Origin of the sequence: Nostoc sp., from assembly GCF_036917355.1 — a bacterium.
Lineage (GTDB): Bacteria > Cyanobacteriota > Cyanobacteriia > Cyanobacteriales > Nostocaceae > Nostoc.
The window spans coordinates 50,438-68,764 of the sequence record NZ_JBALDP010000083.1; the positions used below are offsets into that span (position 1 = coordinate 50,438).

Below are 18,327 nucleotides of genomic sequence, written 5' to 3' on the forward strand. Positions count from 1 at the left end.
GGGGGAGTTAGGAGTTAGGAGTTAACAAGCTACAAAATTAATAAAAGGACGTAAAGATAAGTAGAATAACTAATGACAAATGACAAATGACAAATGACAAACCAAGAAATGAAGTATGGCGAACGCGACATTGCGGAAGGTAAACTAATTACTTTTCCGAATCCGCGTGTGGGGAGGCGATATGACATTAACATTACTTTGCCGGAATTTACTTGTAAATGTCCATTTTCCGGCTATCCTGACTTTGCGACAATTTATGTTAGCTATGTGCCTGATGAACGGGTAGTGGAATTGAAGGCGCTCAAACTTTATATTAATAGTTACCGCGATCGCTACATTTCCCACGAAGAATCTGCCAATCAAATTTTGGATGATTTTGTGGCTGCTTGCGATCCGTTAGAAGTCACGGTGAAAGCAGATTTCACGCCTCGCGGTAATGTACATACTGTAGTTGAAGTGCGTCACCAAAAGTAACATCATTACTGATGAGCGCAGATGGCATTAACCGGCTTCATTCAGCAATTTTCTTCACGGCAGATTGCACTTGAAGCACAACTTTTTTTGATAAAGGAATATACCCAAGTTCCAAACTAGATTTTTGCCCGTCAATCACAGCCCAATTCACAAAGTTTTTCAGTGCTTGAGCTTTAACTCGGTTGGGATATTGGTGATAAGTTAAAAGCCAGCTGTAAGTGACAATGGGATAAGACTGGGCACCTGTAGGATCGGTGATAAAAGCAATCAAGTTATCACCTGGTAATTTTACTGCTTCTAAAGTTTGTGCTACAGATTCTGGTGTAGGCGTAATATAATTACCAGATTTATTTTCTAAAGCAGCCACAGGAAGCTTATTTTGTTTGGCGTAAATGTATTCTACATAGCCAATAGCTCCTGGTATCTGTTGAATCAGGGCGGTAACACCTTCGTTACCCTTTCCACCAACTCCCACTTGCCATGCTATCGATTTACCAGCCCCAATTTTGCTTTTCCATTCTGGACTGATGGCGCTTAGGTGTTGCGTGAACACACTTGTAGTTCCACTACCATCAGTTCGGTGTACAACTTGAATTGGTAAATCTGGCAAACTTACACCTGGATTAGCTGCGGCTATTCTAGGATGATTCCAATTCGTAATTTTTCCGAGAAAGATATCTACGTAAACTTGGCGTGGTAGCCTAAGAGCAGGTGGCACATTCACTTGAGGCGACTGCCGTACAGATGGTGTAAGGTTATAAGCTAATACTATAGAACCAGCAGTTATTGGCAAAGCAATTACTCCCCGTTTTATCTTAGCTGCTTGTTCCTTTGTAATTCCCACATCACTAGCTGCAAAATCTACAGTACCGTCGATGAGCTGTTGCACTCCAGCACTGCTTCCTATAGCTTGATAGTTAATTTCTATATTAGGATTTTGCTGGTTGTAATCTGAAAGCCAACGTTCATACAAAGGTGCGGGAAAACTTGCCCCAGTACCGACAAGGGAAACACGCTTTATGTTTTTTTGCTCGGCAGCGCAAGAAGCAATACTTAACAAGATAGCGATTAAAGGTAGAAGGCAAACCCGTCCCTGAGATTGAAGTTTGGCAGACATAGAAATTTTTTGTTTCAATGTTTAATAAATACCTCTAGTAATTTCAATGTTTGTAGGCGTATGGGCGTAATTAATTGTAAATAACTTTGAAACGCAGAGGGATGCAGAGGTTAACGCAGAGGAACGCAAAGTAATCCTCTGCGTTCCTCTGCGATTTCCTTCTCTGCGAGACGCTGACGCTCCTAACGTCGCTACCGCTTCTCTACGAGACGCTGCGCGAACGCTAATGCGAATGCGCCCCCCTGCGTTTAAACTTCAATCGCTGCCTCTTTCTCCTCGCCTTTTGGCTGTGAACTCAGCCGATCTAAAATCTCTAAAACTTCTTGTTCAAAAGCAACTTGGGCGCGATTAGTTTTGCCACCTACATACAAGCGATCGCCTTTTTGTAATGCCCATATTTGCGAGTGGGAAAAGTAACTCATCACCACACCCAGCATGAGCAAACCAAACCCTGTGTAAACAATTGGAATGCCTGGATCGGCTTTAATTTGTAAGCCGGTGCTACCAATGACATCCAAAATTTTCAGCTTCACACCATTAACTTCGGTGAACATCCCCGCGCGAACTGTATCAACAAGTTTGCCAGTGGCATCATAAATTAATACCATCCCTTGCAAGTCTTTCGCCAAAAGGGAGACACCCTCACTCAAATCTGGTTTAGTCGGAACCCAGGTTCCCCAAATGCGTCCGTTACCATTGGTGTTCAATTGCGCCATTGGTAGCTGAAAAATCGGGCTGTTATTAAATTGGACGCGAACACCTGCAATTCCCCAATCAGTTTGATAGAAAGTTATGCCATGATAGCGCAGAGGCTCGTTGACAAAAATCTTCTTATGGTCAACTTCCTTTCCCTGATTATTCAAGACAGACATATCTGAATAAAATTGATTGATGCCACCAGATGGAGTGTAATCAATCCAAAAACGATTGACACGCACAGACCAATCTTTCGGGATTTTTGCTGCTAGAGGCCCAGCATCGACAATATTTGTCACTTGAAATGTATCGCCGCTGGCAACCATTTCCTGAGCCAGAAACCCAGTCATTGCTCCCCAAATTCCCCCTAACAAAATACCTACGATGCCAATATGAACGATAATTGGGCCGATGCGTCCAACTATTCCTTTGCGGGCGTAAAGGAGATTTTCTTTTTCTCGATTTGGAAAAATTTTATAGCGGTGTTTCTGTAATATTTCGCCGAGAGAATTTAGGGAACCAGTATCTAGTTCTGCACTTAAAGCTAATTTTTGAAATTGTCGTGGTTCTTCATAATATTTCCAGCGCTGGGCAGCTTTTAAGGCTGGTAACTGACGGGTAAAAGAACAAGCAGTTAAGCTAGTGCCAAATAAGATGAGTAATGCCAGAAACCACCAGGTACGATATACGTGGTCTAATCCAACTACTTGAATTACCTTCCAAGTTAAGAAACCAAATAAAGCTGGATGTTCTGGGTAGTTGGCTTGGTAAAATGCGGGTGACTGACCTTGCTCAATGACAGTACCGGTAGAGCTAAAGATTGCAATCAATAGCAGTAGTGCGATCGCTAATCGTAAGTTAGTCAGTACGGGCAAAAGCTCTTGGCGTAAGAACTGCCCAGGTATCGCCCACCATTTTAATTCTTTGGACGCTGAATCTTCTAAAGTCATTAGGTGTAAAATTTAACAAAGGTATTGATATTAAAAACTGCCAAGGGGAATTCGAGAAATTAAGGAAAATACACCGAATCCTACCAATAGTGCCCCACTAACTGGGTTAATCCAACCAGACCAGCGACGCAATTCTAGTAATTTTTTAATTGAAGCTGTAAAAGTACCCGCCAAAATCAATGGTGCTACATAACCGGCTGTATAAGAAAGTAGTAAAACAGCACCTAAAATTAAGTCTTGTGTATTGGCAATCCAACCCAGCAAACTCGCTAAAACAGGCGTGCTACAAGGGGATGCGACTAAACCAAAAGTCAGCCCCAGCAAATAAGAACGCAATCCTGCTGGCAAATCTGGCGAAATCCAATTGGTTTCACCCAAGGATGGAAATTGTAAAGGCAGTGCTTCTAATAAGTTCAGCCCCATGAGAATGGCGATAATGCTGACGATAATCGGCAAACCAATTCCCACTTGACCGTAGACTTTTCCAACTAAACCTGCTATAATCCCTAACCCTGCAAGTGTAGTTGCTAAACCTAAAGCAAACCAAGTTGATTGGGCAGCTGCTTGCAGGCGGCTTTTGGCTTCATAACCGCCGATGTAACCAATGGTAATGGGTAACATCGAAAGCATACAAGGTGTGAGACTGGTGAGCAAACCAGCGGCAAAGATGATACCAACGCTTACCACGCTAAGGTGTGTTAGTTGGTTAGAAACGAGGCTGTTGGCAAATTGTTCTAATTGGTAAATTTGGGTTTGCAGGTTATCAAACATGGGAAGTCTCTGAGCGGGAAATGCTTACTCTGCTTGAATTGTAGCTTAGTTTTGCTTTTTGAGTCAGGATAACCAAATTATCCGAACCTAATATCATCTAAATTTCATCTGCCCAAAGAAATGTATTTAAAATACAATTAAGCTCGGATTATCCCTGAAGAAGCCACGGCTGGAGTGTTTGGCATGATGATTGCATTACCCGGATTTCAAATTGTCACTTTGTTAAAAGCAGGGGTAAAAGCAGTCATATACCGTGGAATTAAGGTTAAAGATCGGTGTCCGGTAATTATCAAAGGGCTGCGTCCAGAACAGTGTACACCCAATAATATCGAACAACTCAAACATGAGTATGCGATCGCACAAAGGTTAAATACCGCAGCAGCGGTCAAAGCTTACGCCTTAGAGATCCATCAGGGAATCCCTTATTTAATTATGGAGGATTTTCAGGCGCGATCGCTCGACCAATTGCTAGATCAATTTCAACAGCCTGTGCCGTTTCTGAAGATTGCGATTGAAATCACTAGTAAACTTGCACAAATCCACACTTATCACATTGTCCACAAGGATATTAAGCCGCAAAATATTTTAATTAACCTCGAAACTAATCAGGTCAAAATTGCCGATTTTGGAATTGCTGCCTTCATTCCATACCAACAGCAAATAGTTAGCAGTTCCAGTCGCATTGAAGGCAGTCTACCTTATTTATCACCTGAGCAAACCGGGCGGATGAATCGAGGAATTGACCATCGCAGCGATTTGTATTCTCTGGGTATCACCTTTTATGAGATGCTGACAGGTCAGCTACCATTTCAAGGTAACGACCCCTTAGAGTGGGTGCATTGTCATATTGCTAAATCTCCACCATCCCCGAATCAGTTAAAGTCTGATATTCCTCAAATGCTCTGTGACATCATCATCAAATTGTTGTCAAAGGTTTCAGAACAGAGGTATCAGAGCGCTTTAGGTTTGCAATTTGATCTGGAAAAGTGCTTAAAACAATTAGAGACAACTGGACAAATCCCATCCTTTGTTTTGGGTGAACAAGATATCTCAGAACGCTTTCAAATTCCTCAAAAATTGTATGGGCGAGAACCAGAGATTGCCAAGATTTTACAAGCATTTGAGCGAGTTGTTAATCAAGGTAAACCAGAAATCGTGTTAGTTTCTGGCTATGCTGGCGTTGGTAAATCTTCTCTGGTGAAGGAGATTCACAAGCCCATTGTTAGAGAACGTGGGGTTTTTATCTCTGGTAAATTCGATCAGTATAAACGAGATATTCCTTATTCCACTATTGTTCAAGCTTTTCAAACACTCGCTCGACAAATTTTAACTGAACCTGAAAATCAACTTGCTACCTGGAAAAAGCGAATAAAAGCGGCATTAGGGAACAATGGTAAGCTAATCACAGATGTAATTCCAGAAGTTGAACTAATTGTTGGAGAACAGTCTCCTATACCAGAGTTGGGGCCTGCCGAATCTCAAAATCGATTCAACTTGGTGTTTCAAAACTTTATCAGCGTCTTTGCTCAAAAAGAGCATCCGCTCACTGTTTTCTTAGATGATATGCAGTGGGCAGACACAGCTACTTTGAATTTAATTCAAACTATTATTGCTGGCTCTAGTATCCAGTATCTCTGCTTCATTTTAGCCTATCGAGATAACGAAGTAGATGTTGTACATCCCTTTAGTTTAATGATAGAGAAAGTTCGACAATATGGAGCAAGAACGACTGAAATTCTAGTTACACCGTTGAATCTTGTTTATGTCAATCAGTTAATTGCTGATACTTTACATAGTTCAGCAGAGCAAGTAGAATCCCTTGCTCAATTGATTATCCAAAAAACTGACGGTAATCCTTTCTTTGTCAATGAATTTCTCAAAACACTGCATCAAGAAAATCTGCTGAATTTTGACTCTCCTCAATCCTCCCTTGGTAAGGGGTGGCGATGGGATATAGCTGAGATTGAAGCCCAAGGTATTACAGATAATATTGTCAATCTGATGATTGAGCGGATGCAAAAACTGCCACCTGCAACTCAACAGGTACTTAAGTTAGCCTCCTGCATCGGTAATCGCTTTGATTTAGAAGTTTTGGCGCTGGTTGGCGAACAATCTATTGAAGAAACGGCAAATGCACTTGTTGAAGCAATTTTAAGAGGATTAATTATTTCTATCGAGTCAGATGAAAGTGTTGATAAAAACTATCGTTTTTACCATGACCGAGTTCAACAAGCGGCTTATGCCTTAATTGCCGATGAATCAAAATCGGCTGTTCATCTGAAGATTGGGCAGCTTTTGCTGAAGAATGCGAATGCTGAACAAGTGAACGAGCAAATTTTTGATCTAGTCAATCAACTAAATCTCGCCGTGGATCTGATTATTGAACAAACAGAAAAAGATGAATTAATACAATTAAATTTAATCGCTGGCAAAAAGGCAAAAGCTTCCACAGCTTACACTCCTGCGAAAATATTTTTTAGCGTTGCCATAAATCTTTTGGCTGAAAATGCCTGGATGGAACAATATGACCAAACATTTACTTTATTTAGGGAACAGGCTGAGTGTGAGTTTTTAACAGGAAATTTAGAACAAGCGGAAGAATTATTTGAGTTACTATTGCTAAAAGCAAAATCTCATCTAGAGAAATCAAATATTTATATGCTGCAAATCAGACTCTACCAAGTTGCAGGTAGATATGAAGAAGCACTGATATTAGGATTAAAAGCTTTAAAACTTTTTGGGGTGATATTACCTGATACAAATGAGGAAGTGCAAAGTGCGATAGCGAAGCACAGCAGAGAAGCAGTGATCGCAATTGAGAAAAACCAGATATTAATAAATTTAGGCGATCGACAAGTCTCTGATTTAATTAATGCTCCAGTTATCCAAGATCAAAATATTAAGACACTGATTAGTTTGTTGACCACTTTGGGCCCACCTAGTTATCTAGCTAGACCCGATCTCTTTCCCTTAGTCGTACTTCAAGCTGTTAACTACTCCCTCAAGTTTGGTAATACGGAAGATTCCTGTTTTGCTTACAGCATGTACGCCATGTTGTTAGTTTCTATCTTCCATGATATTCCTACAGGATACGCATTTTCTGAGATGACCATTAAATTGAATGAAAAGTTTCATGACTTAAAACTTAGAGGAGTTGTTTTACACATTCATGGAAGTCATATTAACATTTGGTGTAACCATATTGCTACCGATATTCCCTTTTTAGAGCGAGGATTTATCGGCTGTGTAGAAGCCGGTGATGTGACGATGGCAAACTATAACGGCTATCAAGGCTCGTGGCAAATTATCCAGTTAGGCTATCCACTTACAGATACATATAAATCTCTAGAAAAATACACTACATTTGCTCGTCAGTCTAAACATGATGCTGTCTATCAAACAATCAGACTAGAGCAAATGCTACTGATGAATCTGCGGGGATTGACTCACCATAATCTGACTCTAAGTAGTGATATTTTTGATGAATCACACGCGTTATATATTATTAAAGATGCAGGTTTTGTCAGTGGAATTATTTTTTATCACATTATCAAATTAATCATATTTTTTACATATCGGCAGTATACAGAGGCGCTGAATTGTGCATTAGAATTAACAAATTTTCCAGTTACGACACTAGCATTACCAATTGAAACAGATTATGTTTTGTATTACTCACTGACTCTAACGGCTCTTTACCCAACAGTCTCTTTTCAAGAGCAAGAACAGTTTTTGCAAACCCTAGAATCTCATCAGCAGCAATTGCAATATTGGGCTAATCACTGCCCTGAAAACTTTTTACATAAATCTCATTTAGTAGCTGCCGAAATAGCTTGCATCGAAGGTAGAGAATTGGAAGCAATGCGTCTGTACGAACAATCGATTGCTTCAGCCCGCGAGCAGGGATTTGTACAATATGAAGCTTTAGCTAATGAACTAGCTGCTAAGTTTTACTTGGAGCGAGATTTTGAACTAATTGCCAAAACCTACTTGGAAGCAGCTAAAAATGCCTATATGCGTTGGGAGGCATTTGCTAAAGTAAAGCACTTAGAAGAATGCTATTCTCAGCTATTGCCACAACAACAGCTTGTCTCTAACGGAACGTTTATTACCACAGGTGAGCATTTAGACTTTTTGTCAGTAGTTAAAGCCTCTCAAACTATATCTAGTGAAATTGTATTTTCGCGTTTGTTGAAGACATTAATGCAAATTGTCATTGAGCAAGCAGGAGCAGAAATTGGTTATTTGTTGCTGGAACACGATCAAAATCTGGTGATTGAAGTAGAAGCTAAAGTTAATCCCCAAGCAGAAAAGCTCAATGTTTCTCGACTTGTATTAGAGGGTGAAATTTCACAGGTAATTCCTCAATCAATGCTGAATTATGTCCAGCGAACTCACGAGACAGTGATTTTGCAGAATGCCACTGAGCAAAATTTGTTTTCTAAAGACGAATATGTAATTCAAAAGCAACCTAAATCTGTACTTTGTTTGCCGATCGCTCGTCAGTCAAAATTACTTGGTATTTTATATTTAGAGAATAATCTGATCTCCGGTGCCTTTACAAAGGAAAAACTTTCTGTACTGGAAATTTTGACAGTGCAAATTGCCATTTCTCTAGAAAATGCTCGTCTTTATCAAGGTTTAGAAGACAGCCAAGCACAACTCAGCTTGGCGTTAAAATCTGCCCAAATCGGTGTTTGGAGTTGGGATATTACCAGCGATCGCTTTGATTGGGATGAGCAGATTTATCAACTATTTGGGTTAACACCGGAAACCTTTGCTGGTACTTCCGAAGCGATTTTAGCTCGTCTGTATCCAGACGATCGAGGATTGCTGGCTCAATCGCTGAGTCGGGCAATTAACGAAGGCGTGGAGCATAATTTAGAATATCGAATTATTCGAGATGATGGCAGTATTCGCTACGCAGCCTGTCGGGGAAAAGCCTTTTTCAATGAAGCAGGTAAAGCCACACACATGAGTGGTGTTATGCTTGATGTCACCGATCGCAAACAATCTGAAGCTGAACGTATTCAACTGATTCAAGAGCAAACCGCCCGACAGGAAGCAGAAGCCGATCAGCAACGAGCCGGGTTTTTGGCTCAAGTCAGTGCAACCCTAGCTTCTTCCCTTGATTACGAAAGTACGCTAGCAAGTGTGGCAAACCTCGTTGTGCCTTACTTCGCCGATTGGTGCAGCATCGATCTACTGCAAGACAACCAATCAATTAATCGGGTAGCAGTTGCTCACCGAGATTCAGGGAAAGTGAAACTCGGTTGGGAACTTCATCAGCGTTATCCGAGAAAGTTGGATGAACCTCAAGGTGTGCCGAAAGTACTGCGTACAGGAATTGCTGAAATGGTAACTGAAATTCCAGATGCAGCTTTAGTAAAAGGCATCCCAGACGCAGAACATTTAAGGATTATACGTGAACTTGGTTTAAAGTCCTGTATAATCTTGCCCTTGATGGCACGTGAAAGAATTTTTGGTGCAATTTCCTTTTTTACTGCGGAATCAGAACGCCGTTACGGCACGGCTGACTTGTCATTAGCGGAGGATGTTGCCCATCGAGCGGCGATCGCCATTGATAATGCCCGCCTTTACCAAGAAGCGCAGCAAGCACAAAAAACCGCAGAACGAGCATTGGAGCGCATTGCTCGTCTTCAATCGATCACGGCTGCTCTTTCAGAATCCCTAACACCAGCCCAAGTCTCTGATGTGATTGTAGAGCAGAGCATGGCTGCCTTGGGAGCCAGTTCTGCCCTTGTTGCCTTGGTGAATGAAAGTAAAACTGAACTGGAAATTGTGCGGGCGGTTGGTTATAAGCAGAATTTGATAGACGCTTGGCGTACTTTTGCCATCGATTCACCCTCTCCCCTAGCAGAAGCTGTGCGAACTGGGAAACCTATTTGGGCACAACCAACAGAAAATCGAGTAGCTTGTTACCCACATTTAGCAGAAATTTACGCCCAATATGATTTTAATGCCTGGATTTCTATTCCATTGATGGTAGAAGGTTGGGCAGTTGGCGGTATAAGTTTGGGATTTACCCAGCCTCAACAACTCAGTGAAGAAGATCGAGCATTTATTTTGGCTGTTGCTCAACAATGTGCCCAAGCGATCGCTCGCGCCCATCTCTACGAAGCCGAACGAACAGCACGAAGCGCTGCTGAAAGTGCAAACCGCATTAAAGATGAATTTCTCGCTGTGTTGTCTCATGAATTGAGAACACCACTCAACCCGATTCTGGGTTGGATAAAACTGATGCGAACCCGCAAGCTAGATCGAGCAACAAGCGATCGCGCCCTAGAAACCATTGAGCGTAATGCCAAGTTACAAACCCAATTAATTGAAGATTTGCTCGATGTCTCCCGCATCCTTCAGGGTAAACTTAATCTCAACTTTTACCGGATTAATTTGGTATCAGTCATTGAAGCTGCCATTGAGACAGTGCGTTTATCGGCGGAAGCTAAGTCTATCCAGATTCAGACAATTCTTGAATCTGGTGTTAGGGAAGTTTTAGGCGATGCCAATCGACTACAACAAGTCATTTGGAATATCCTTTCTAATGCGATTAAGTTTACTCCCATCGGTGGACAGGTAAAAATTAAATTAGAGCAAGTTGGTTCGCAGACACAAGTCTGCGTCACTGACACAGGGAAAGGAATTGCACCTGAGTTCTTACCTTATGTCTTTGATTATTTTCGTCAAGCAGATGGTGCGACAACTCGAAAATTTGGCGGTTTAGGTTTAGGATTAGCGATCGTCCGCCATCTCGTGGAACTTCACGGGGGGACTGTGCAAGCAGAAAGTCTGGGCGAAGGACAAGGAGCAACTTTCATCGTCAGACTTCCATACTTACAGGATGAAAGCAAAAAAATCAAGAATGCAAAAGATAACTCCTCACTGGTGGCGGCTCAGTCTTCGCCGCTGTCTGGCTTAGAGATTCTGATAGTGGATGATGATGCAGATATGCGAGAATTTTTGCCCTTCATGCTGGAGCAGTATGGTGCAACTGTTACCGTTGTCGCCTCAGCCATTGAAGCTTTAACTGCATTGAGTCAATGCCAGCCAAATCTAATTATCAGCGATATCGGGATGCCCGAAATGGACGGTTATATGTTGATGCGACAGATAAGGAGTCTGGAACCAGAGCAAGGAGGGACAATTCCCGCGATCGCTTTAACTGCTTATGCTGGTGAGATAGATCGTCAGCAAGCGATCGCTGCGGGATTTCAACAGCATATCTCTAAGCCTGTAGATCCAGAAGAATTGGTGAAGGCGATCGCGTCGTTAACGGTATAGCCAAACACGCAACAGCGACAGCAATTGTTCGGTATCTACTGGTTTAGTAATGTAGTCTGATGCGCCGGCTTCAATACACTTCTCGCGATCGCCTTGCATGGCTTTAGCAGTCAGTGCAATAATCGGCAAAGACTTAAATCGATCGTTTTGGCGGATCGTGCGTGTTGTTTCGTAGCCATCCATTTCTGGCATCATTACATCCATCAAAACGACATCAATATCAGGTGTAGTTTCTAACAGGGTAATCCCCTCTCTACCATTTTCAGCATATAAAACCTGGATTTGATAACGCTCTAGCATACTAGTCAGGGCGAAGATATTCCGCATATCGTCGTCTACAATTAGCGCTGTTTTGCCAGTGAGTAAGTAGTCTTGTGAATGCAGCTGTTCGAGTATTTGTCGCTTCGGTTCAGGTAAATTTGCTTGGACTCGGTGTAAAAATAATGCTGTTTCATCAAGGAGACGTTCGGGCGATCGCACATCTTTAATAATGATTGTCTCGGCAATCCGTCTGAGTTCTGTTTCTTGAGCTTTGCTAATTTCTCTACCTGTGTAGACAATAATTGGTAAAGTTTTGCCGTTAGGTAGAAGTTTTATCTGCTCGATCAGTTCAAACCCGGTCATGTCGGGTAGCCCTAAATCGAGGACGAGGCAATCAAAATGCTGGGTGCGAATAGCTTCTAGAGCAGTTGCACCGTCAGCCACAGCAGTGGTCGAAACATCGCTGTTACCAATCAACTCAACAATACTCAGCCGTTGAGTATCATCATCTTCCACTACCAATAAATTTTTCACTTGGCGCTCAACAAAACCTTTAATTTTGCTCAACGCCTCAGATATTGTCTCGCTGGTTAAAGGTTTTTGCAGATATGCGATCGCACCGAGTTGCAAACCGCGTTGTCTGCCTTCCTCAACAGTCATAATATGTACGGGGATGTGACGGGTATTTGGGTTATGTTTCAGACGATCCAAGACTGTCCAACCATCCATTTCTGGCAACCGGATATCTAGCAAAATGGCTGAAGGTAGGAATTGCTGCGCTAACATCAAACCTGTACTGCCCGTTTGGGCAGCTATCACCTTGAATCCTTGCTGTTGCGCCATATCTAGAAGGATACGCGCAAAATTAACATCATCTTCGACAATTAATAACACGCGATCGCCCCTTTCAATAGTAGTGCGATCGTCAGTGATGAGTGCTGTTAGCGGATAGCTAAGGTTTAGCCCGTGCTGAGTGCTGAGTGGGGAGTGAGAAGTAGGGAGTAAAGAGTGGGAAGTGGGGAGTGGTTTGGATATTGACTCAGCACTCAGCACTCGGAACTCAGCACTCAATTGTGGTAAGTAGAATGTAAAGGTGCTACCTTCACCGGGTTGACTGATTAGTTTAATTTCGCCGCCGAAGAGACGGGCGATTTCGCGGCTAATTGATAAGCCCAATCCGGTGCCGCCGTATCTCCGGCTGGTAGAGCCATCGGCTTGTTGAAATGCTTCAAAAATCACTTTCTGTTTTTCGAGGGCAATACCAATGCCTGTATCGCTGACTGAGAAGGCAATTACAAGCTGGGCACGATTTAAGGTTTCGTTGTCGTTGCTCCACCCTAACTTCGCCACCGAAATTCGTAAGCGTACCTCCCCTTGCTCTGTAAATTTAAAAGCGTTGGAGAGGAGATTTTTCAATACCTGTTGTAAGCGTTTGACATCTGAGTAGATGGTGTTTGGCAATTCGGGAGTGAATTCAATTGTAAAGGCAAGTCCTTTGTTCTGAGCAATTTGCCGGAAGGTGCGCTCAATCACATCACCCAACTCTGCCAATGGCATTGGGATCAAGTCAATGGACATCGTTCCAGATTCAATTTTAGCCAGATCCAGAATGTCATTGATTAACGTCAACAAATCATTACCGGCTGAATAAATTGTTTGGCTGTATTCGACTTGCTTGCTGGTGAGGTTGCGATCGATATTATCTGCCAACAATTTCGCCAAAATCAACAAGCTATTTAGCGGTGTTCGCAGTTCATGGGACATATTAGCAAGAAATTCTGATTTGTATTTTGAGGAAAGGGCGAGTTGTTCTGCCTTGTCTTCTAAAGACAGTCTTGCATGTTCAATTTCACGATTTTTGCGCTCGACTTCTTTCTTTTGCATCGCCAACAACTCTGCTTTTTCTTCTAACTCGGCGTTGGTTTGTTGCAGTTCCTCTTGCTGTCCTTTGAGTAAATCTTCAGAAGTTTTGAGTGATTGGGCTTGTTGTTCTAAACGCTTGTTGGTTTCGCGGAGTTCGCTTTGCTGAGTTTGGAGTTCTTCAGCCAAAGATTGCGATTGCTTGAGTAATTCTTCAGTTCGCATCGATGCTGCAATCGTGTTGAGGACGATCGCTATACTTTCGGTAAGCTGGTCGAAGAATGTCAGATGGATTTCGCTAAAGCGGCGGAAGGATGCTAATTCAATCACTGCTGTCACCTGTCCTTCAAAGAGTACAGGTAACACCACGGCATTCAGGGGCGTAGCTTCTCCTAGACCAGAGGCAATTTTGACATAATCGTTTGGTACATCCGTCAGCAGAATTCGCTCTTTTTCTAAAGCGCATTGTCCCACCAAACCTTCACCCAATTGGAAGCGGTTAGCCAGATGTCTGCGTTCGCGGTAAGCGTAGCTACTGATTAGTTTTAAATACGGTGTATTTTCCGCAGACTCCATCAGGAAGAATACACCGTGTTGCGCTCCTACCAAGGGTGCGAGTTCTGAGAGAATGAGTTTAGATACAGTTTCCAAGTCTCGTTGTCCTTGCAGCATTCGAGTAAACTTGGCTAAGTTAGTTTTCAACCAATCTTGTTCGGTGTTTTTCTGCGTTGTCTCCCGCAGATTGGCAATCATCTGGTTGATATTGTCTTTGAGGATCGCAACTTCACCTAATGCTTCGACGGCAATCGAACGAGTTAAATCGCCTTTAGTTACAGCTGTAGCAACTTCTGCGATCGCTCGCAACTGAGTTGTTAGTGTAGCAGCAAGTTCGTTCACATTATCCGTCAAATCTTTCCAAGTTCCAGCCGCGCCAGGGACTCTCGCTTGTCCGCCTAACTTCCCTTCGATTCCCACTTCCCGCGCCACTGTAGTTACCTGATTGGCAAATGTCGCCAGGGTATCAATCATCTCGTTGATTGTCTCTGCCAAAGTTTCAATTTCTCCCTTGGCATCTAACATCAGTTTTCGTTTCAAGTCACCGTTAGCAACTGCGGTTACAACTCTGGCGATACCGCGCACTTGTGCCGTTAAGTTCCCCGCCATCGAGTTCACGTTATCAGTTAAATCTTTCCAAGTACCTGCAACACCTTGGACTTGCGCTTGTCCGCCCAACTTTCCTTCAGTTCCCACTTCCCGCGCCACCCGCGTTACTTCACTGGCAAAGGAACTGAGTTGATCTACCATCGTGTTGGTAGTGTTCTTCAAATCCAAAATTTCGCCTTTGGCATCGACGGTAATTTTCTTAGATAAGTCGCCATTCGCTACCGCTTTCGTCACTTCGGCGATGTTGCGAACTTGTCCGGTGAGGTTCCCCGCCATTGAGTTAACATTGTCTGTTAAATCTTTCCAAGTTCCAGCAACTCCTCTGACGTAAGCTTGCACGCCCAATTTACCTTCCGTTCCCACCTCACGGGCAACCCTAGTAACTTCTGATGCAAAAGAATTTAGCTGATCCACCATTGTATTAATGGTGTTTTTAAGCTCTTGAATTTCACCTTTTACATCAACAGTGATTTTCTTGGATAAGTCGCCGTTAGCTACGGCTGTAGTAACTTCGGCAATGTTCCGCACTTGTGCTGTTAAACTTCCCGCCATGAAGTTTACGCTGTCGGTTAAATCCTTCCAAGTTCCGGCTACACCTTTAACTTCGGCTTGTACGCCCAGTTTACCTTCAGTTCCCACCTCACGGGCAACCCGCGTTACTTCACTTGCAAAGGAATTAAGTTGATCCACCATTGTGTTGACGGTGTTTTTCAACTCTAAAATTTCACCTTTGACATCAACGGAGATTTTTTTAGATAAGTCGCCATTCGCTACAGCTGTGGTAACGGCGGCAATGTTTCGCACCTGTGCTGTTAAACTTCCCGCCATGAAGTTCACGCTGTCGGTTAAATCTTTCCAAGTGCCAGCTACGCCGCGCACATCTGCTTGCACACCTAATTTACCTTCGCTTCCCACTTCCCGCGCCACCCGCGTTACTTCACTTGCAAAGGAATTAAGTTGATCCACCATTATATTGATGGTATTCTTGAGTTCCAGAATTTCGCCTTTGACAGCAACAGTAATTTTCTTAGATAAATCACCATTTGCGATCGCAGTCGTAACTTCGGCAATGTTCCGTACCTGTGCCGTCAAGCTTCCCGCCATGAAATTCACGCTGTCAGTTAAATCTTTCCAAGTACCGGCAACGTCTTTCACTTCCGCTTGTACGCCCAATTTACCTTCAGTTCCCACCTCACGGGCAACCCGCGTTACTTCACTTGCAAAGGAACTGAGTTGATCCACCATCGTGTTGATGGTATTTTTCAACTCCAGAATTTCACCTTTCACATCAACAGTGATTTTCTTGGATAAGTCGCCTGTTGCAACCGCCGTAGTTACTTCGGCAATATTCCGCACCTGCGCCGTCAAGCTTCCCGCCATGAAATTCACGCTATCGGTCAAGTCTTTCCACGTACCCGCTACGCCGCGCACTTCTGCTTGCACGCCCAACTTCCCTTCACTTCCCACCTCACGGGCAACCCTTGTTACTTCTGATGCAAAGGAATTGAGTTGATCCACCATTGTGTTGATGGTATTTTTCAACTCCAGAATTTCACCTTTGACATCGACAGTGATTTTCTTGGATAAGTCGCCTGTTGCAACCGCCGTAGTTACTTCCGCGATATTCCGCACCTGTGCCGTTAAACTTCCCGCCATGAAGTTCACGCTGTCGGTTAAATCTTTCCAAGTCCCTGCCACACCGCGCACATCAGCTTGCACGCCAAGTTTACCTTCACTTCCTACTTCCCTAGCAACTCGCGTCACTTCCGATGCAAAGGAACTGAGTTGATCCACCATGATATTGATGGTATTCTTGAGTTCGAGAATTTCACCTCTAACATCGACGGTAATTTTTTTAGACAGATCGCCATTTGCGATCGCAGTGGCAACTTCGGCAATATTTCGCACCTGTCCGGTGAGATTACCCGCCATTAAGTTAACGTTGTCAGTTAAATCTTTCCAAGTCCCCGCAACTCCTCGGACTTCTGCTTGTACGCCTAACTTACCTTCAGTTCCCACTTCCCGCGCAACTCTTGTTACTTCCGATGCAAAGGAATTAAGTTGATCCACCATCGTGTTAATGGTATTTTTCAACTCCAAAATTTCGCCTTTCACATCGACAGTGATTTTCTTAGATAAATCGCCATTTGCTACCGCCGTTGTTACTTCCGCAATATTCCGCACCTGTGCCGTCAAGCTTCCCGCCATGAAATTCACGCTGTCGGTCAAGTCTTTCCACGTTCCCGCTACCCCCCGGACTTCTGCTTGACCGCCTAATTTACCTTCAGCACCCACCTCACGGGCAACTCTTGTTACTTCCGATGCAAAGGAATTAAGTTGATCCACCATGATATTAACGGTGTTTTTCAACTCTAAAATTTCGCCTTTGACATCAACAGTGATTTTCTTAGAAAGGTCGCCGTTTGCTACCGCCGTTGTTACTTCTGCAATGTTACGGACTTGAGCTGTTAAATTTCCAGCCATCAAGTTAACGTTGTCAGTTAGATCCTTCCAAGTTCCTGCAACTCCTTTAACTTCTGCTTGTACGCCCAACTTCCCTTCAGTTCCCACTTCACGGGCAACTCGCGTTACTTCACTAGCAAAAGAATTCAATTGATCCACCATCGTGTTGACGGTGTTTTTTAGTTCGAGAATTTCGCCTTTGACATTAACGGTGATTTTTTTGGATAAGTCACCATTTGCGATCGCAGTGGCAACTTCGGCAATGTTGCGAACTTGTCCGGTGAGATTACCTGCCATCAAGTTAACGTTATCAGTCAAATCTTTCCAAGTGCCAGCAACACCTTGGACTTCGGCTTGAACGCCCAACTTCCCTTCGGTTCCTACTTCACGGGCAACCCTGGTAACTTCACTGGCAAAAGAACCAAGCCGTTCTACCATTGTGTTGACGATATTAGCAGTTTGGAGAAACTCACCTTGGAGGGGTCTACCATCAATTTCTGTAGCGATCGTTTGCGATAAGTCACCATTGGCGACCGACCGAATCACACGCGTAGTTTCAGCTGTTGGTTGTACTAAATCTGTGATCAGAGTATTGACAGAAGTGACACAATCTGACCAAGAACCCCGAACATCTCCGAGAGAGGCGCGATCGGCAATTTTGCCTTCTTTGCCGACAACATTACCAATTCGCTGTAGCTCCGCCGCCATTCGCTCATTTTGGTCAATAATATCATTGAGCGTGTCAGCGATTTTCCCCGCCACACCAGTATGATCTATGGGCATCCGAGCAGAGAAGTCACCCTCTTTAACAGCATTCAGCGTTCTTAGTAGCTGATTTAAATCTAGATTGTCGCTATCTCTAGTTAACTGTTCGGTTGCCATAGCCGTATCCTTAATCTTAATCCTTAAAGAATTTTTTGTATTTTTTGCACCCCGTACTTATTTAAAGTACTTTTAGCCAATGCGTATCACAATAGAGAGCAGGGAATAGAAAGTGGATCAAACTAATTTTTATGGGTGCGAGTGTAAGCAGTTGATAAAAACTGCTAACTAAATGGTATGCCGTCGATGGATTTGGCATCCCACTTAGCTAATGATAGCTAGTTGGCCTCTGTTATGCAGCATCAATTGTCGGCGATGTTTAACTTAGGCGAGTAAGCGATCGCACAGTAGAACACACAATGACAATTAAGATTACGTTTTTTGATTTTTGGAATTTGAGGAAAACAGCAAATCAATAAATTCTAACTGATAACTGAGGTTTGCTAA

6 protein-coding genes are annotated in these 18,327 nt (G+C 43.2%); 2 read left to right on the forward strand and 4 right to left on the reverse strand.

The annotated features are described in order from the left end of the window. The first annotated feature begins 93 nt into the window (after positions 1-93). A complete protein-coding gene (gene queF / locus V7K53_RS26130) occupies positions 94-474 on the forward strand; it encodes a preQ(1) synthase (RefSeq protein WP_194046690.1) in 381 nt (126 codons plus the stop codon). Between the two features lie 37 nt (positions 475-511). Here queF and pstS read toward each other — a convergent pair whose 3' ends face one another. The 3 genes from pstS to V7K53_RS26145 all read right to left on the reverse strand — a co-directional run bounded on the left by pstS (position 512) and on the right by V7K53_RS26145 (position 4,008). Next, on the reverse strand, positions 512-1,591 hold the full coding sequence (gene pstS / locus V7K53_RS26135; protein ID WP_335200427.1) for a phosphate ABC transporter substrate-binding protein PstS: 1,080 nt from the start codon (positions 1,589-1,591) through the stop codon (positions 512-514). Positions 1,592-1,839: 248 nt separating this feature from the next. Beyond that, positions 1,840-3,237 carry a cytochrome c biogenesis protein gene (locus V7K53_RS26140; RefSeq protein WP_335200428.1) on the reverse strand — a complete coding sequence of 466 codons (1,398 nt, stop codon included), beginning with the start codon at positions 3,235-3,237 and terminating at the stop codon, positions 1,840-1,842. 30 nt (positions 3,238-3,267) lie between these two features. Further along, complete coding sequence (locus tag V7K53_RS26145; protein ID WP_335200429.1) at positions 3,268-4,008, reverse strand: cytochrome c biogenesis protein CcdA; 741 nt, start codon at positions 4,006-4,008, stop codon at positions 3,268-3,270. Positions 4,009-4,191: 183 nt separating this feature from the next. Between V7K53_RS26145 and V7K53_RS26150 the strand changes: the two genes are divergently transcribed. After that, positions 4,192-11,310 (forward strand): AAA family ATPase, encoded by a 7,119-nt coding sequence (locus V7K53_RS26150; RefSeq protein ID WP_335200430.1) that lies wholly within the window; start codon positions 4,192-4,194, stop codon positions 11,308-11,310. On the opposite strand, the gene V7K53_RS26155 is transcribed toward V7K53_RS26150, so the two are convergent. Continuing rightward, positions 11,299-17,940, reverse strand: a complete 6,642-nt coding sequence (locus V7K53_RS26155) for a HAMP domain-containing protein (RefSeq protein WP_335200431.1) — start codon at positions 17,938-17,940, stop codon at positions 11,299-11,301. The two genes, V7K53_RS26150 and V7K53_RS26155, sit on opposite strands and share 12 nt — an antisense overlap. Positions 17,941-18,327 lie beyond the last annotated feature (387 nt).